Here is a 15,688-nt window from a genome sequence, read left to right on the forward strand (position 1 = left end):
CGGGGCCGGGGCCGGGGTCGAGTCGGCTCCTGGTGGCGCCCCGGGCTCGGCTGGCGGCGACGAGGCACTCAGCCTGCTGGACGTCCTGGTCGGCCGGTTGATCGGGCACGGCCGGGCCGCCCATGAGGTGTGGCTGCCGCCGCTCGCCGAGGGTGCGCCCCTCGACGAGGTCGTCGGAACAGAGCCCGGCGGAATGGAGATCGCGGCGTCCGGTGCTCAGTCGGCTGCCCAGCCCGGTGGGGACCGCGCATCCGTCCTGCGGTTCCCGCTCGCGGTGGTGGATCTGCCGTTCGAGCAGCGTCGCGCGACCTGGTGGGTGGACCTGTCCGGCGCCGACGGGAACATGGCCGTGGTGGGCGGCACCCGCTCCGGCAAGTCGACGACGCTGTGCACCCTTGTGCTGTCGGCGGCCGCACTGGCGGAGCCCGACCGGCTGTCGGTCTACGTTGTTGATCTGGGCGGCGGGTTGCTGCGAACAGTTGCTGACCTCCCGCATGTCGGCGGTGTGGCCCAGCGCGGCGAGACGGAGAGGATCCGGCGCACGATCGCCGAGGTCGACTCCGAACGCCGGCGACGCCAGGCGGCCTTCCGCGAGGCCGGCATCACCTCGGTCGGGCAGGCCCGACGCCGGACCGTCGACCGCGACGGGCGGCCGGTGGCCGAGTTCCCCGACATCCTGCTCGTCATCGATGGGTGGCAGGCGCTACGGACCGAGTTCGAGGACCTCGAAGCGGTGGTCCTCGGGCTTGCCGCGGACGGACTGTCCTACGGGATCCACGTGGTCCTGGCCGCGTCACGGTGGGCGGACCTGCGGCCGGCTCTGCGCGATGCGCTCGGCACCCGGGTCGAACTGAGGCTGGGTGACCCGACCGATTCGATGATCGACCGTCGGACCGCGATGGGTGTTCCGGCGGTGCCGGGGCGTGGACTCACCCGCGAGCGCGAGCACATGCTCGTCTACCAGCCCCGACTCGACGGAAGGGTCGACGTCGACGGGATCGCCGACGCGACCGTCGAGGCCGCGCGACATCTGGCAGCCCGGTGGCGGGCCCGGGTGGGCGACCTGGCTGCTGCGCCGGTGCGGATGCTGCCCGCGATCCTGCCGTACGAGCAGATGGCGAGCCTGGCCCGACCGGGACGGGACGGCGGACGGACCAAGCTGCCCGTCGGATTGGACGAAGCCGACCTCACGGTGGCCTACGCCGATCTCGAGACCGACCCGCTCATGCTCGTGTTCGGCGACTCCGAATGCGGCAAGACCTCCGTGCTGCGCGCGCTGGCCAGGGGAGTGGTCACCGGGAACAGCCCTGCTCACGCGAAACTTGTCATCGCCGACTACCGACGAACCATGCTCGGGGAATTCGAGGGTGAGCACCTGGCGGGGTACGCGGCGACCGAGACCGCGTTCGAGCCGATGGTGGCCCATCTCGAGCAGATCCTCGACCAACGCATGCCCGGCCCGGACGTCACCGCGGAAGAACTGCGGGCGAGGTCCTGGTGGAGCGGACCGAGGATCACGCTGCTCGTCGATGACCTCGACCTGGTGGTCACCGGTACCGGCAACCCGCTGCAGCCGCTCACACGATTCCTCCCGCACGCCCGAGACATCGGCCTGTCGGTTGTGCTCGCTCGCCGAAGCGCGGGGGCGTCACGCTCGATGTTCGATCCGTTCGTCAGCCGGATGCGCGACCTCGGTGGGGCCGGTCTCATCATGTCCGGCAGCCGGGAGGAGGGCCCGCTTCTCGGAGGTGTCCGTCCGGGCCCGCTACCCGCAGGGCGTGGACGGTTCATCACGCGCGACGGTGGCGTGCGACTCGTGCAGACGGCCCTGGCAACGCCGTCGGCGGACACCCCGTCGGTGTCGACTGGCTCCGAAGAGGCCCTGAAGTGACCGGCATGATTCCCGCCACCGGTCGGGCCATCGACTCGGTTCTCGCCGTGGACCTGTCCTGTTCCGGGCTCGCGGTCGCCTCCGCCTCGGCGTCGGCGGTGCTGGATCCGGTGGTTGCGCCCGCTTCGGTGCTGGCCGCGATGGACGGCTCCTCGCTGCCCCCGGGTGGCGACAGACTCGAATGCTCGGAACGGTCCGAGGCCGCGGCCGCGCAGTTCCCCGACCAGTGCCTCGCCGACCCCGCCGCGGCCGTGCACCGGGCCCGCGTCGACGTGGCGGGATTGTCCGTGCCCGTCGCGGAACTGTTGGCGGCGCCGATCGACAGAGCATTGCGGTGGGCGGGAGCAACCGACCACGCCATCGTGATCCTGGCCCCCAGTAACTGGGGAATCAGTCGCGTCTCCAGACTCACGGCCGCCGTGAGGGAGCTGCAGGTCGAGGCGCGCGTTGTCCGATCCGCGCTGGCCTCTGCCGAGGCGTTGTCGTCGTCGTCATCGCGGTGGGCAGTGTGCGTGGAAACCTGCAGGTCCCGCACCACGGTGAGCCTCGTCGAGCGCACCCGCGCCGGTCTCAACCTGGTCGACCGGGCGGTCGTGCCGCGGCGCGATGTCACCCGCGACGGATTCGACACCGACGAGGTGCCCCGGATCCTCGGGGCGATCGCGGAGGTGCGACGACGGCGACGAGAGGCCGGGACCGGGTCGACCGAGGTGCTCGCGCGCGGACGGCTCGCCGAACGGATCGTCGATGCCTGTGACAGGGCCAGGCTCCTGGCCTTCACCGTTCCTCCGATCGCGTCGGTGGAGGCGGCGACCCGCCTGTACGCGCCGTCCTGACCTGGTCGCCGAAGCGAAATGTTCCGGATCGTCGCGCTGACGTTGACTCCCTGTTCCCGGTGTTTGTCGATTGGGTGGAACCGTTCCGGTCTCCGGGTGCGTCGAACACTGTGACGGGCCCAGGAGGGAATCCGCACGACAACAGGGGAGGACGAGATGTCACGGTTCAACACCAACATCGGGGTGATGGACACCGCCGCGGGGCGAGTGGACACGGTGAACGACGAGATCACGGGGCTGCTGCGCAAAGTTGCGGATTCCGTCGATGCACTCTCGGGAACGGTCTGGACAGGTGTCGGTCAGGCGCGGTTCGCCGTGATCATGTCCGACTGGCAGCAGCAGAGCATCAAGCTCAACGACGCTCTCAGCGGGATCGCGCAGACCCTGCGTTCCAACAGTTCTTTCCTGGATTCGGCCGACCAGGACTCCGCAGCCCAGCTCAGCCGGGTGGCCGCCAACGGACCGCTGAAAATCTGATAGCCGACAACCTATCGCCGGCCACCAACTACCGGCGACCACCAAGGGGAGACGACACATGAGCGACGGACGGATCACATACAACCACGGTGCAATCGAGGGTCTCGTGGCCCAGGTCGGCGCAGCCTCGGACGCGCTGCGGGACAAACTCGACCACCTCGGGAACTACCTGCAGCCGCTGGTCCAGGAATGGGAAGGCGACGCCGGCGCGGCCTACCTCGATCACCAGACCGCATGGAACGAGTCGGCTGTCGCGCTGCAGTCGATGCTTTCGGACATCGCGCGCGCGGCGCAGGAGGCCAACATGTCGATGGCCAATGCTGACCGCATGGCCGCCCGGGGATGGGGCTGACCGGCCAGCACCAGCACTGTCGCACACCGATCGTGCGGATTTCCGGGGGTCTCGCCCGCCGTTCAATGAGAGCGGCGGCGGGGCCCCGGCTTTCATTGTGGGCTGAGGAGATCTGCCGCTCGATCTGCACCAATGCAGGAATAGACAGATCTGTCTATGGTGGGAGCATCCCCTCGAGAAAGGAAGTCCACCCATGACTCCGCTCAGTGTGAGCCCCCAGTGGCTGCGTGAACATCTGGATGACGAGGACCTCGTCGTCGTCGACGCCACCAACCACCTGCCCGTCCCCACCGACGGCCCCTACGTCCCCGAGTCCGGCGCCCAGACCTACCGGGCCGAGCACATCCCCGGCGCGCTCTTCGCCGACCTGCTCGGCGACTTCGCCGACCCCGAGGCCGCCGAGCCGTGGACCGCACCGGACTACGAGCGGTTCGCCGCCGCGGCCGGCGCGCTCGGCATCGGCGACGGGGCGAAGGTCGTGGTGTACGACCAGCACGACGGGTTCTGGGCCACCCGGTTCTGGTGGCACCTGCGCTACGAGGGCTTTGACTCCGTCACCGTCCTCGACGGCGGGCTCCCGGCCTGGAAGGCCGCGGGTTTCGAGGTGACCGACGTGGTCCCCGAGCCCACGCCGCGCACCTTCACCGGCACTCGTCGCCCAGAGCTCATCCGGTCGACCGAGGAGATCGCTGCGAATCTCGAGGACGAGGGGACCATTCTGGTCAACGTCCTCGACGAGGCCACCTATCGCGGCGAAGTGGACACCTACGCCCGTCGTGGCCACATCCCGGGCAGTATCAACCTGCCGGTGTTCACTCTGCGTGACCCGGAGACCGGAACTCTCCGCCCGCTCGAGGAACTTCGCGAGGAGTTCGAGAAGGCCGGATTGCTCGATGAGGGCACGCGCGTGGTGACCTACTGCGGTGGCGGGATCGCGGCGACGGGCGTGGCCCATGCGCTGGCGCTGGCCGGCCGCGACGACGTCGCGATCTACGACGGCTCCATGACCGCCTGGGCCGGCAACCCCGACCTACCTCTGGTGACGGGGGACTCGCCCCGCTGACCCTGGCCTGATGAGGCAATAAGCAAGGGCCCACGGACTTGTAAGTCCGTGGGCCCTTGGCGTGTCGCCGTTGGCAGTGTGCGGGCTCAGCGCACCCCGGCGAACGCCTGCGCCAGACGCGAGATCTTCTGGGCGCGAGCCAGGCGCGGCAGATCGGAGCCGTCCTTGGCGCGCTCCCCGCCGGGGCCCAACTCGTCGATCACGGACTCGGCCCACGAGACATCCGCGGCAGAGGGGGCGAGGACCTGGTTGATGTACGGAGCCTGGTCAACGCGAAGGCACAACTTGCCGGTCATCCCCATCTCCACGGCGTGCTCGGCAGCCTCCATGAGGACATGTGTGTCGTTGGAGATGGTCGGCCCGTCGATCGGCGGCGCCACGCGCGCGATCCGGCTGGCCACCACGAACTGCGACCGGGTGTAGGCGAGCGCGATCTGCGAGGAGCCGATGCCGGTGTCACGTCGGAAATCGCCCACACCGAACGCCAGCCGCACGACCTGCTCCGACTTGGCGATCTCCGCAGCCTGCGCCAGACCATCGGCCGACTCGACCAGCGCCACGATCGGTGTATCCGGAGCCAGGCGCGCCGCGGTCAGGGCCACGTGCTCGGGGTTCTCGGTCTTGGCCAGCATGACGCCGTCCAGGCCGGGGCAGTGCCCCAGGGCCATGAGGTCCTTCTCCCACTCGGGGGAGCGGACGTCATTGATCCGGATCCAGGCATGATTGCCGGCCTCGAGCCACTGCCGGACCTCGCGGCGGGCGCGCTCCTTCTCCGACTGGCGGCACCCGTCCTCCACGTCCAGCACCACGACGTCCATCTCGGACTGCACGGCGGCATCGAAACGCTCGGACTTATCCGCCGGCAGAAGCAGCCAGGAACGGGCGATAGTCGGCGGGATTGTCGACGTGGGGCTCATCGGTACCGTTCATCCTTTGCTCAAGTGGCGGCAGTGTCTCGCTCAGTAGCCACCCCACGATACGCGGCGCGGCCAGCATCTCCCCAACGAGAACAGGTTCCTACATGTCGGGAGTCGTGGCCAACTGGATGAGATTCCCGCAGGTGTCGTCCACCACCATCGTCCAGACCGGGCCCATCTCGGTGGGCGGTTGAACGATCCGGGCACCGCGCTCGACGAGTTCGGCGTGCACCTTCTCGATGTCGGCCACCTCGAACTGCGCGGCGGGGATCCCGTCGGCGTGCAGTGCCGAGGCGTAAGCGCGGGCTGCGGGATGCTGGTCGGGCTCCAGAAGTAGCTGCGTGCCGTCCGGGTCGGCCGAATCCACGACGGTCAGCCAGCGGAACTCGCCAGCGGGCATGTCGTACTTGAGGGAGAAGCCGAGGACGTCTGTATAGAAGCGGAGCGCACGCTCCTGATCGTCGACGTGAATGGACGTGATCGTGATGCGGGGCATGATCCGAGCCTAGAGCCGTCCGACACTTCCCAAGGCCGTTCTGCAGCACCGGGGAAGAGCGAAATGGCGAGCGCTGTGTGGGATCGCGGGGCGATAGCGGCGATGGTATCGGCGACCCGTTTGATGTAGGTGACAGGGGCTGTCCGCATGCGTTCGCCCAGTTATTGACTGAGGGGCTGACGGGGTCCACTCTTTTCAGGTGACCACACCACATCCAGCCGCTCGTGCCAACACATCGGCGCCCGCGATCGAAGCCGAGAAGCTCGTCAAGAAGTTCGGCGACTTCACCGCTGTCGACGGCATCTCCTTCACCGTCCCCACCGGGTCGGTGCTCGGCCTGCTCGGCCCGAACGGGTCCGGAAAGACCACCACGATCCGCATGATGACCACGCTGAGCCCGCCCACATCTGGAACCGCACGGGTGGCGGGGTACGACATCCAGCGCCAGCCCGCAGAAGTGCGCAAGGCGATGGGCCTGACCGCGCAGGCCGCGACCGTCGACGAGCTCTTGACCGGACGTGAGAACCTCCGGCTCATCGGTGACCTGTACGGACTGCCCAAGAAGCAGGTCAAGGCCCGTGCCGACGAGCTGCTCGAGAAGTTCTCCCTCACCGATGCCGCCGCCAAGGTCGCCAAGAGCTACTCCGGCGGAATGCGCCGCCGGCTCGACCTCGCGGCGAGCCTGGTGGCGGCGCCGCCCGTGCTGTTCCTCGACGAGCCCACCACCGGACTGGACCCGCGGTCCCGCAACGAACTCTGGGACGTCCTGCGGGACCTGGTCCGGGAAGGCACCACGCTGCTGCTCACCACGCAGTACCTCGACGAGGCGGACCAACTCGCCGACAACGTGATCGTGATCGACCACGGCAAGGTCATCGCCGAAGGAACCCCGCTCCAGCTCAAGGACCGCTCCGGTGCCGCGAGCCTGGTGATCACCGTCTCCCGACCGGACGACGTCGACGCCGCGGCGCAGGTGCTGGAAGGACGGATCGAGGAATTCCACGTCGACCATGACTCGCGGAGAATCACCGCGCCGTCCGAGGGGGTGTCCGCGCTCGCGGGCATCGCCGCGGCGTTCACCGAGGCCGGCATCGAACTCGACGACATCGGCCTGCAACGCCCCAGCCTGGACGATGTGTTCCTCTCCCTGACGGGGCGCAGAGCTGAGCCCGGACCCGATGACCAGGACCAATCGGACGCCGATGCGGCTACGAGTACTGAGGAGGCCCGGGCATGAGCACCGTCGAGAATCAGCCGGCGCCGCCGTCGTCGTCGTCCCCTTCTTCTCCCGGTGGGCAGGCTCCCACCGGGACTCAGGCGCCGACGGTGGCCCCGTCACCCACGGGGGCCCCGGGGCCGGCGGATGCGTTCGTCGTTCCGCCCCGACCAGACGGACCCTCGTTCGGCCGCCAGGTCTCGGCCCTGGTGCGCCGCAACCTCTTCCACATTCGGCGGCAGCCCGAGAACCTCGCGGACGTGACCATCCAGCCGGTGATGTTCGTGCTGCTGTTCGCGTTCGTGTTCGGTGGCGCGATCGCGGTGTCGGGCGGAAACTATCGCGAGTGGCTGCTGCCCGGGATCATGGCGCAGACCATGGCGTTCTCCTCGTTTGTCGTGGCCTCCGGCCTGTGCAATGACCTCAACAAGGGGATCATCGACCGCTTCCGCACGCTGCCCATCCAACGGGCCTCGATCCTCATCGCCCGGAGCGCCTCCAGCCTCATCCATTCTTCTATCGGTGTAGTGGTGATGTCGCTGACCGGCCTGATCGTGGGATGGCGCATCCACACCGGGCTCATCGACGCGATCCTCGGGTACCTCGTCCTGGTGGGATTCGGCTTCGTGATGATCTGGATCGGCATCGTGGTGGGCTCGCGGCTCAAGACCATCGAGGCGGTGAACGGCGTCATGTTCACCACCACGTTTCCCATCACGTTCCTCGCCAACACCTTTGCGCCCCCGGAGTCGATGCCCGAGTGGCTGCGGGTCTTTGCCGAGTGGAACCCGCTGTCCTCGGTGGTGCAGGCGATGCGCGAACTGTGGGGCAATGCGCCGGCCGTTGGCCCGGAAGCCGCGCTGCCGCTGCAGTACCCGCTGCTCTCGTCGCTGCTGTGGATCGTGGGGCTGACCGTGATCATCGCGCCGATCGCCATCAAGGCCTTCGACGCGCGGACGCGGGACTGATTCTCAGGACGACGGCTAGGCCGACCGGGCCCGGCCTAGCCGTCGTCTGAGACTCCGTCAGGCACACTCTCGGCGGCCGCGGCGAGTTCACGAAGCGCCTCGAGGTGACCGGCGAACGCGCGTCGACCGGGGCGGGTCAGGGCCAGCCAGGTCCGCTGGCGCCCGGTCTCGCCGCGAGCTTTGGAAGCGGTGGCGTACCCGGCGTCGGATAGTGCCTTGAACTGCTTGGACAGCACGGAATCGGCCACTCCGAGCTCGTCGCGCACCGCCCCGAACTCCATTGATTCCACTGGCGCCAGCAGCGCGCAGATGCGGAGCCGGTGCGGGGCGTGAATGGTCTCGTCGAACGCGGGAGCGGGTCTCTTGGCCATCACCGCTTTGCCCGGGGGGTGGGCGCGGCACCGGAGCGGATCTCGGCGCGCAGGGCTTCGTCCATCTGACGTCCGAGGATGATCGTGCCGACGAAGATCAGTACGGCGAGCAGCACGGCCACCCAGGCGGGGATCTGCCAGTTGGTGAGTGACGGCACCATCGCGACCCCGACCAGCACTACGACCATCACGAGGTATGCACCCCACCATCGCACGGAGGTCGATCCGAGATTGCGGACGTCCACCCACAGTCCTGTCACGCGCTGGTAGGTGCCGACGAGCAGCCCGATGCCGGCCGCGCAGACGATCGCAACGACAAGGCGAACAAAGACATTGAGGTCGAGGGCCATGACCAGCACGATCGCGCCCATGATCGCGCCTAGGGCGGGGTGATACCACCAGGGCGTGATGAGCCTGTCGGCGACGGCGGCGCGGGTCGCCTCGGCATCGGCCAGGGCCTCGCGGGGGTCGTAGGGCTCGCGTGAATCGGCGTCTGGGTGGGGACCGCTATGTGTTTCCATGATGGAAACACTAGGGGTTGCTTTCCGTTTCCGCAACGGAAAGTTCTTGCTGGTTCTCGATTCGCCCATCTCGCGTCGGTGTGCCCATCGGATCACGATCGACCTATGGGGTCCGCGTATGTCGATCGTGATCCGGTAGGCAAGACGCGCAGTGATAAGCAAGACGCGAGATGATGGGTCGATCGAAGTCGCGTGTCGAATCGAAGTGGGCGATCGCCCCTGTCAGCGCTTCTTCTTGGGCGACACCCGAATGGTGATGCTGCCGGTCACCGGTTCCACACCGGCGGCATCGACGAAGGTCAGCGGCACCTCGATGTCCTGGCCGGAGGTGATCGAGTCGAAGTCGGGCAGCTGCTCCCACTCGGCGGTGACGGTCAGGCCGCCGGTCGATTTCGCGGGGTAGCGCACGTTCATGCCCACCGGGATCCACCGATGTGTTGCGGGCACCGTTGCCTCCGCGAGCATGCCCATCGCGAACTCGGCGAGATTGCACGCGGCGATCACGTGGAAGGTGCCGATGTGATTGCGGTTGCCCCACCAGTTCGGGCCGGTGACAACGCAGCGGCCGGGGCGCATCTCGACCACGTGCGGCAGGGCGGTGCGGAAGTACGGGGCCTTGAGGCTGACGGCGGCGGTGAACAGGCGCGACCCGAACGGCAGGCGTGTGGTCTTCTGCCAGAGCTTGTAGGTGGCCGTGGTCGCAGCTGCGGTCGCGGCTGAGGCGACAGAATCGGCGGCGGAGGCGGCAGGGGCGGGGGGGCCAGCGGAGCTGTTGGTCATGTGAGGAAGGTTACCTGCCGGTAAGTTCCGTTTCTAGGGCGAGTCCGCCCCGTGTGCCTGTGCGTGGTTGCTGGTCGGGCGCAACAGTGAATTCTGGGTTGGGTCGGCGTGGGTGCGGCATCTAAGGCGTCAGGGGAGCGCGGTGTGCCGATTCAGGCGAGGATCTGCGTCCCCTCCCGCAGTAGCTCGTGCAGGCGTGACTGGTCCGCGTCGGGTTCGTGCACCCACAGGCGATATGCGGACAAAGCGATCCCCAGTGCGGCGTGCGCGGTCGATGCAGGAGTCAGGTCGTCCACGGACTCGCTGCGGCGGTGCGCCACGAAGCCCGCGACGGCCCGCCGCCAGTCCGCGTACACGAGCGTCGAATGTGCTTGGAGTTCATCTACCTCGAGCAGGAGTCGCATGCGCGTGCGATGCACGTCGGTCTGCGAATCGGGGAAGGTGTTGAACTCCACTAGTGCGTCGGCCAGCGCGTCGCGCAATGGCACCTCGTCCGGCACCGCGTCGAGATAGTCGAGCATCAGATGGATCTGTTCGTCGAACTCGCCCCAGGCGATTGCGGCCTTTCCCGGAAAGTACCGGAACAGCGTCCGCCGCGAGATGTGCGCCGCCTCGGCGATCTGATCGACGCTGGTCGACTCGTATCCGCAGCGCTCAAACAGGTCGAGCGCGACATCAACGATCGAGGCGCGTGTCGTCGATGGGCGACGCCCGGGTGTGCGTGCCTCGCGCTGGTCCGACATTTCCATGGGGACAGAGTTTAAATCAGAAACCGTTGCATGTGGCACCAAGTGTCAATATGATGCAGGTCTCACCATCTTGTGGTGGGGTATCCGATGCGCAGACGAGAGGACACGCAATGGAGAACACGCAGAACAACGAGGTCGTGCTGGAGGAGGCCCTCATCGAAGAGGTCTCCATCGACGGCATGTGCGGGGTCTACTGAGATGACCTCCGCAGCAGCGCCGGCCGGCGCCGAGCAGAAATCCGCACCCGCGGCGTTCGATCTCGATGCCGGCTGGCGCCTGCACCCCGGGGTCGCGCTTCGGCCCGAACCGTTCGGGGCTTTGCTCTACCACTTCCACACCCGCAAGCTCAGCTTTCTCAAGTCGCCGACCATCGTCGAAGTGGTCCGCACCCTGGCCGATCACCCCACCGCGCGCGCCGCCTGCGCCGCCGCCGGGGTCGCGATCGATGACCCGGGTACCGCGCGGCTTTACCTGCACGCGCTCGGCCAGCTCGCCGCTTCGCGCATGATCGAGGAGACTTCATGACCAGCATGCTCGAACGTCCCGCAAGTCCCGCTCCCGTCGGCCGGCTGGTCGACCAGTTCGAGCGCGGGCTCGACGCACCCATCTGCCTCACGTGGGAACTGACCTACGCCTGCAACCTCGCCTGCGTGCACTGTCTGAGCTCCTCCGGCCGACGAGACCCGCGCGAGCTGAGCACCGAACAGTGCAAGGCGATCATCGACGAACTGCAGAAGATGCAGGTCTTCTACGTCAACATCGGCGGTGGCGAGCCCACCGTCCGCTCCGACTTCTGGGAGCTCGTCGACTATGCGACCAGCCACCAGGTGGGCGTGAAGTTCTCCACCAACGGTGTGCGCATCGACGAGAAGGTCGCCCAGCGCCTCGCCGCCAGCGACTATGTGGACGTCCAGATCTCCATCGACGGCGCCACCGCGGAGGTCAACGACGCGGTCCGCGGCCCCGGCTCGTTCGACATGGCCTGCCGCGCGCTGCAGAACCTCAAGGATGCGGGCTTCCGCGACTCCAAGATCTCGGTCGTGGTGACTCGCGAGAACGTCACCCAGCTGGACGAGTTCAAGGCACTGGCCGACAAGTACGACGCCACCCTGCGGATCACCCGCCTGCGGCCATCGGGCCGCGGCGCCGACGTGTGGGACGACCTGCACCCGCTGCCCGAGCAGCAGAAGGACCTCTACGACTGGCTCGTCGCCCATGGCGAGAACGTCCTCACCGGCGACAGCTTCTTCCACCTGTCGGCGTTCGGCGAGGGTCAGGGCTCGCTGCCCGGCCTCAACCTGTGCGGCGCCGGCCGAGTGGTGTGCCTGATCGACCCGATCGGCGACGTCTACGCGTGCCCCTTCGCGATCCACGAGGAGTTCCTCGCCGGCAACGTGGTGGCCGACGGCGGTTTCGAGACGGTGTGGCAGACCTCCGAGCTGTTCCGCGAGCTGCGTGAGCCGCAGTCCGCCGGAGCCTGCGCCTCCTGCAACTACTACGACAGCTGCCGCGGCGGCTGCATGGCAGCCAAGTTCTTCACCGGTCTGCCCATGGACGGCCCGGATCCCGAATGTGTCCAGGGGTTCGGCGAGGGACTGCTCGCCGCTGAGCGCAACATTCCCGCTCCGTCCCAGGACCACACCCGGCCGATGGGGCTCGCCGCCCGCAAGCAGCCCACCGGCCCGGTGCCGTTGACCCTGGTCACCACCCCGCCGCGTCGGCCCACCAGCCTCTGCGACGAATCACCGATCTAGAACCCGACTCTGCGCTTGAAGAGTCGTCTGGTTTCACCCGGAATCGCTTAGCCCGCGCGGCCGACCACCCGCTGGCCGCGACAACCCTGTCACAAAGGAGACACTGAGTGTCACGCCTGTCCAAAATCGCCGAGGCCAATCCCTGGCGGCAGAATCCCTGGTTCGAATCGGTTGCCGTCGCCCAGCGTCGCGCCAAGAAGAAGCTTCCCAAGAGCGTGTACATGGCGCTGGTCGGTGGAAGTGAAGCCGGCGTGACCCTGCAGGACAACATGGACGCCTTCTCCGAGCTCGAGCCGAAGCCTCACGTGATCGGCGCCAAGCAGGATCGTGACATGGCGACCACCGTCATGGGGCAGCCGATCAGCCTCCCGGTGATGATCTCGCCGACCGGCGTCCAGGCCGTGACCCCGGACGGTGAGGTCGACGTCGCCCGCGCCGCCGCCGCCCGCGGCACCGCGATGGGGCTGAGCTCGTTCGCCTCCAAGCCCATCGAGGAGGTCATCGCCGCGAACCCGCAGACCTTCTTCCAGGTGTACTGGCTCGGCGGCAAGGAAAAGGTGCTCGAGCGGCTGGAGCGCGCCAAGGCTGCAGGTGCGGCGGGCGTCATCCTCACCACCGACTGGTCGTTCTCGATGGGCCGGGACTGGGGCAGCCCGGCGATCCCGGAGAAGCTCGACGCCAAGGCCATGCTCACCATGGCGCCCGAGATCGCGGTGAGCCCGCGGTGGGCCATGGAGTGGGCACGTGACGTCGTCACGAACAAGCGGTTCCCCGACCTGACCACCCCGAACCTAGTGAACCAGGGTGAGATGGGCCCGACCTTCTTCGGCGCCTACGGCGAATGGATGGGTACGCCTCCCGCCACGTGGGAGGACATCGCGTGGGTGGTGGAGAACTACGACGGTCCGGTGATGCTCAAGGGAATCACCAGGATCGACGACGCCAAGCGGGCCATCGATGCCGGCGTCACGGCGATCTCGGTGTCCAACCACGGCGGAAATAACCTCGACGCCACCCCGGCCTCGATCCGGTGCCTCGCACCGATCGTCGACGAGGTCGGCGATCAGGTCGAGGTGCTGCTCGACGGTGGCATCCGCCGCGGGTCCGACGTGGCCAAGGCACTCGCACTCGGTGCACGTGCGGTCATGATCGGACGGGCCTACCTGTGGGGCCTGGGGGCCAACGGCCAGGCTGGTGTCGAGAACGTTCTCGACATCATGCGCTCGGGACTGGATTCGAGCCTCATCGGACTGAGCAAGTCGTCGATCTCTGAGCTAAACCGCGAGGACTACTACATCCCGGATGACTTCATGCGTCGCCTCGGAGACTGACAAACCCCACGTCACGGACAACTTCTGACATGATGGCCCTCGGCCCGCGGCGTTCACCGTGGGCGCCGTGGGTCGGGGGGGCTCGCCCCACGTTTGTAACAACGCTTGAGACAAGGACACCCCTTCATGGGAGATTTCGACGGCAAGGTCGTCTACATCACCGGCGTGGCCCGCGGCCAGGGCCGCAAGCACGCAATCCGCTTCGCCCGCGAGGGCGCCAAGATCATCGGGATGGATCTGTGCGACGTGCCGTCGGAGCACGTCAGGTACCCCACGGCCAACCGGGACGATCTCGCGACGACGATCGAGCGCGTCGAAGCCGAGGGCGGCGAGATCATGGCCGAGGTCGGGGACGTCCGCGATCTGGCATTCCAGCAGGACCTGGTCAAGCGGGGCGTCGAACGCTTCGGTGGCCGTCTCGATGTGGTGATCGCCAATGCCGGCATCTGCAACTGGGGCAAGGTCTGGGAGATCGACGAGGAGCAGTGGAACGACACGATCGACATCAACCTGACCGGGTACTGGAAGACCCTCAAGGCATCGATCCCGCACATGCTCCAAGCCGGTAACGGCGGATCGATCATCCTGGTCAGTTCGGTGGCGGGACTCAAGGCGATGCCGGTGCAGTCCCCGTACTCCGCGTCCAAGCACGGTGTTGTGGGCCTCGCGCAGACCGCCGCCAAGGAGCTGGGCGAGCACAAGATCCGCGTCAACACCATCCACCCGTACGGCGTGCTCACGCCGATGGGTGGCGAGGATCCGGATGCCCACGACGTGTTCGAGAACATGCCGCAGTTCCTGCCGCACTTCACGCCGATCCTCGGCATGGGCATGGCCACCACCGACGACATCTCGGACTCGGTCATGTTCCTCGCCTCGGATGCCTCGCGCACCATCACCGCCTCGACCTTCACTGTCGACATGGGCGCGATCAAGGTCTGATCTGCCGATGACAGGAGCGTCCGTCCCGGACGGTGCACGTGCTTCGTCCGGCACGGACGCCCGGGGCACCGGCTCGACGCTCGCGGTGATCCCAGTCGGGGCCACCGAACAGCACGGGCCGCACCTGCCGTTCGAGACGGACACGCTCCTCGCCACCGCGACAGCTCGTGAACTGGCCGAAACCGCCAGCCGCTCGGCGCCCGCAGCGGGCCGTGACGTCAGGGTGCTCCCCGCGGTCGCCTACGGGGCGAGCGGGGAGCACCAGTCGTTTCCGGGCACGGTGTCCGTGGGCACGGACGCTCTTGCCGAGGTGATCCTGGAGTTGGGGCGATCGGTCAGCACCTGGGCCGACCGCCTGCTGATCGTCAATGGTCATGGCGGCAACGTGGAGGCCCTCCGACGGGCGATAGCGCGCTTGCGCTACGAAGGTCGAGACGCCGGATGGCTATCCTGCCGGACATCCGAACATTCCGGAGACACCCACGCCGGCCACGCCGAGACCTCGCTCATGCTGCACCTGCACCCCGAACTCGTCCGCACCGACCTGGCCGAACCCGGCTGCACCGCCCCGCTAACGCAGATCCTGCCGGCGATGCGAGCCGGCGGAGTCGCGGCGGTCAGCAGCAACGGCGTTCTCGGCGATCCCACCACCGCTACAGCAGTAGAGGGTCGCAGGCTGTGGGATCTCCTGGTGGCGGACGCGTCCCGTCGGCTCGGCGCCTGGCAGCCCGGGTCGGACGACGGAATGCTGCGATGACGCCGCCCGACTCACCCGCGCCGCCGGGCCCACCTGCGGCGCCCGGCCCGGCGCTGGTCAGGCTCGATCCCCACACGACGATCCTGCGACGCGGGGAGAAGGTGCGGGTCGTGGGCGGTGATCCGGTCACCATGGTCACGCCGTCGCCGAAGGTTGCCGCACTCCTGGACGGCAATGGCGTGATCAGTACCGCCACCCCGGACGGTGCGGCGTTGGCCAGAGCGCTCATCGATCGCGGGATGGCCCACCCGGAACCGGCGACGCCCA

The 15,688-nt window shown here is 67.8% G+C and carries 19 protein-coding genes and 1 pseudogene; 14 read left to right on the forward strand and 6 right to left on the reverse strand.

Going from position 1 to position 15,688, the window contains the following annotated elements:
• The 5 genes from eccCb to G6016_RS11310 form a co-directional block, all read left to right on the forward strand.
• The coding region (eccCb, locus tag G6016_RS11290) for a type VII secretion protein EccCb (RefSeq protein ID WP_182632748.1) at positions 1-1,891 on the forward strand (1,891 nt) is incomplete at its 5' end.
• A 5-nt stretch (positions 1,892-1,896) separates the two neighbouring features.
• On the forward strand, positions 1,897-2,727 hold the full coding sequence (locus G6016_RS11295; protein WP_187354524.1) for a hypothetical protein: 831 nt from the start codon (positions 1,897-1,899) through the stop codon (positions 2,725-2,727).
• A gap of 156 nt (positions 2,728-2,883) precedes the next feature.
• The gene (locus G6016_RS11300) at positions 2,884-3,204 is read left to right on the forward strand and encodes a WXG100 family type VII secretion target (RefSeq protein ID WP_182632749.1); all 321 of its coding nucleotides are present in this window, start codon (positions 2,884-2,886) and stop codon (positions 3,202-3,204) included.
• Between the two features lie 58 nt (positions 3,205-3,262).
• Positions 3,263-3,556: a WXG100 family type VII secretion target gene (locus G6016_RS11305; protein ID WP_182632750.1), complete on the forward strand. Its 294-nt coding sequence runs from the start codon at positions 3,263-3,265 to the stop codon at positions 3,554-3,556.
• 193 nt (positions 3,557-3,749) lie between these two features.
• Positions 3,750-4,619 (forward strand): sulfurtransferase, encoded by an 870-nt coding sequence (locus tag G6016_RS11310; RefSeq protein WP_182632751.1) that lies wholly within the window; start codon positions 3,750-3,752, stop codon positions 4,617-4,619.
• A gap of 86 nt (positions 4,620-4,705) precedes the next feature.
• Here G6016_RS11310 and G6016_RS11315 read toward each other — a convergent pair whose 3' ends face one another.
• Positions 4,706-5,536 (reverse strand): HpcH/HpaI aldolase/citrate lyase family protein, encoded by an 831-nt coding sequence (locus tag G6016_RS11315; protein WP_182632752.1) that lies wholly within the window; start codon positions 5,534-5,536, stop codon positions 4,706-4,708.
• Between the two features lie 100 nt (positions 5,537-5,636).
• Positions 5,637-6,032, reverse strand: a complete 396-nt coding sequence (locus tag G6016_RS11320; RefSeq protein WP_182632753.1) for a VOC family protein — start codon at positions 6,030-6,032, stop codon at positions 5,637-5,639.
• Positions 6,033-6,231: 199 nt separating this feature from the next.
• Between G6016_RS11320 and G6016_RS11325 the strand changes: the two genes are divergently transcribed.
• The gene (locus G6016_RS11325) at positions 6,232-7,269 is read left to right on the forward strand and encodes an efflux ABC transporter ATPase subunit, DrrA-related (RefSeq protein ID WP_182632754.1); all 1,038 of its coding nucleotides are present in this window, start codon (positions 6,232-6,234) and stop codon (positions 7,267-7,269) included.
• Positions 7,266-8,216 (forward strand): ABC transporter permease, encoded by a 951-nt coding sequence (locus G6016_RS11330; protein WP_187354525.1) that lies wholly within the window; start codon positions 7,266-7,268, stop codon positions 8,214-8,216. The genes G6016_RS11325 and G6016_RS11330 overlap by 4 nt, the downstream gene beginning before the upstream one ends.
• A gap of 35 nt (positions 8,217-8,251) precedes the next feature.
• On the opposite strand, the gene G6016_RS11335 is transcribed toward G6016_RS11330, so the two are convergent.
• The 4 genes from G6016_RS11335 to mftR form a co-directional block, all read right to left on the reverse strand.
• A complete protein-coding gene (locus G6016_RS11335; protein ID WP_182632755.1) occupies positions 8,252-8,587 on the reverse strand; it encodes a transcriptional regulator in 336 nt (111 codons plus the stop codon).
• Positions 8,587-9,108 carry a hypothetical protein gene (locus tag G6016_RS11340; RefSeq protein WP_182632756.1) on the reverse strand — a complete coding sequence of 174 codons (522 nt, stop codon included), beginning with the start codon at positions 9,106-9,108 and terminating at the stop codon, positions 8,587-8,589. The genes G6016_RS11335 and G6016_RS11340 overlap by 1 nt, the downstream gene beginning before the upstream one ends.
• A gap of 222 nt (positions 9,109-9,330) precedes the next feature.
• On the reverse strand, positions 9,331-9,888 hold the full coding sequence (locus G6016_RS11345; protein WP_182632757.1) for a hotdog fold domain-containing protein: 558 nt from the start codon (positions 9,886-9,888) through the stop codon (positions 9,331-9,333).
• Positions 9,889-10,040: 152 nt separating this feature from the next.
• Complete coding sequence (gene mftR / locus G6016_RS11350) at positions 10,041-10,637, reverse strand: mycofactocin system transcriptional regulator MftR (RefSeq protein WP_182632758.1); 597 nt, start codon at positions 10,635-10,637, stop codon at positions 10,041-10,043.
• Between the two features lie 110 nt (positions 10,638-10,747).
• Between mftR and mftA the strand changes: the two genes are divergently transcribed.
• From mftA to G6016_RS11385, 7 genes and pseudogenes are all read left to right on the forward strand, one after another.
• The gene (gene mftA / locus G6016_RS11355; protein WP_182632766.1) at positions 10,748-10,834 is read left to right on the forward strand and encodes a mycofactocin precursor MftA; all 87 of its coding nucleotides are present in this window, start codon (positions 10,748-10,750) and stop codon (positions 10,832-10,834) included.
• A 1-nt stretch (position 10,835) separates the two neighbouring features.
• Positions 10,836-11,162 carry a mycofactocin biosynthesis chaperone MftB gene (mftB, locus tag G6016_RS11360; protein WP_182632759.1) on the forward strand — a complete coding sequence of 109 codons (327 nt, stop codon included), beginning with the start codon at positions 10,836-10,838 and terminating at the stop codon, positions 11,160-11,162.
• Positions 11,159-12,391, forward strand: coding sequence for a mycofactocin radical SAM maturase (gene mftC / locus G6016_RS11365; RefSeq protein WP_182632760.1), 1,233 nt, complete (start codon positions 11,159-11,161; stop codon positions 12,389-12,391). Before mftB ends, mftC begins: the two co-directional genes overlap by 4 nt.
• Before the next feature lie 107 nt (positions 12,392-12,498).
• Complete coding sequence (gene mftD, locus G6016_RS11370) at positions 12,499-13,722, forward strand: pre-mycofactocin synthase MftD (RefSeq protein ID WP_182632761.1); 1,224 nt, start codon at positions 12,499-12,501, stop codon at positions 13,720-13,722.
• Positions 13,723-13,848: 126 nt separating this feature from the next.
• Positions 13,849-14,664: a mycofactocin-coupled SDR family oxidoreductase gene (locus tag G6016_RS11375; RefSeq protein WP_182632762.1), complete on the forward strand. Its 816-nt coding sequence runs from the start codon at positions 13,849-13,851 to the stop codon at positions 14,662-14,664.
• Positions 14,665-14,671: 7 nt separating this feature from the next.
• On the forward strand, positions 14,672-15,421 hold the full coding sequence (mftE, locus tag G6016_RS11380; protein ID WP_182632763.1) for a mycofactocin biosynthesis peptidyl-dipeptidase MftE: 750 nt from the start codon (positions 14,672-14,674) through the stop codon (positions 15,419-15,421).
• Positions 15,418-15,688, forward strand: a pseudogene (locus G6016_RS11385) (hypothetical protein); the annotation flags it as partial. The gene mftE and the pseudogene G6016_RS11385, both read left to right, overlap by 4 nt.

It is taken from the genome of Dietzia aerolata (assembly GCF_014144865.1).
GTDB classification, from domain to species: Bacteria; Actinomycetota; Actinomycetes; order Mycobacteriales; family Mycobacteriaceae; genus Dietzia; species Dietzia aerolata.

Bases quoted from the DNA above. Each gene is read 5' to 3' on its own strand.
- G6016_RS11330 (WP_187354525.1), top strand. From the start codon at position 7,266: ATGAGCACCGTCGAGAATCAGCCGGCGCCGCCGTCGTCGTCGTCCCCT.
- G6016_RS11335 (WP_182632755.1), bottom strand. From the start codon at position 8,587: ATGGCCAAGAGACCCGCTCCCGCGTTCGACGAGACCATTCACGCCCCG.
- G6016_RS11345 (WP_182632757.1), bottom strand. From the start codon at position 9,888: ATGACCAACAGCTCCGCTGGCCCCCCCGCCCCTGCCGCCTCCGCCGCC.
- G6016_RS11375 (WP_182632762.1), top strand. From the start codon at position 13,849: ATGGGAGATTTCGACGGCAAGGTCGTCTACATCACCGGCGTGGCCCGC.
- G6016_RS11295 (WP_187354524.1), top strand. From the start codon at position 1,897: ATGATTCCCGCCACCGGTCGGGCCATCGACTCGGTTCTCGCCGTGGAC.
- G6016_RS11340 (WP_182632756.1), bottom strand. From the start codon at position 9,108: ATGGAAACACATAGCGGTCCCCACCCAGACGCCGATTCACGCGAGCCC.
- mftA (WP_182632766.1), top strand. From the start codon at position 10,748: ATGGAGAACACGCAGAACAACGAGGTCGTGCTGGAGGAGGCCCTCATC.
- G6016_RS11310 (WP_182632751.1), top strand. From the start codon at position 3,750: ATGACTCCGCTCAGTGTGAGCCCCCAGTGGCTGCGTGAACATCTGGAT.
- mftE (WP_182632763.1), top strand. From the start codon at position 14,672: ATGACAGGAGCGTCCGTCCCGGACGGTGCACGTGCTTCGTCCGGCACG.
- mftB (WP_182632759.1), top strand. From the start codon at position 10,836: ATGACCTCCGCAGCAGCGCCGGCCGGCGCCGAGCAGAAATCCGCACCC.
- G6016_RS11305 (WP_182632750.1), top strand. From the start codon at position 3,263: ATGAGCGACGGACGGATCACATACAACCACGGTGCAATCGAGGGTCTC.
- G6016_RS11315 (WP_182632752.1), bottom strand. From the start codon at position 5,536: ATGAGCCCCACGTCGACAATCCCGCCGACTATCGCCCGTTCCTGGCTG.
- G6016_RS11300 (WP_182632749.1), top strand. From the start codon at position 2,884: ATGTCACGGTTCAACACCAACATCGGGGTGATGGACACCGCCGCGGGG.
- mftR (WP_182632758.1), bottom strand. From the start codon at position 10,637: ATGGAAATGTCGGACCAGCGCGAGGCACGCACACCCGGGCGTCGCCCA.
- G6016_RS11320 (WP_182632753.1), bottom strand. From the start codon at position 6,032: ATGCCCCGCATCACGATCACGTCCATTCACGTCGACGATCAGGAGCGT.
- mftC (WP_182632760.1), top strand. From the start codon at position 11,159: ATGACCAGCATGCTCGAACGTCCCGCAAGTCCCGCTCCCGTCGGCCGG.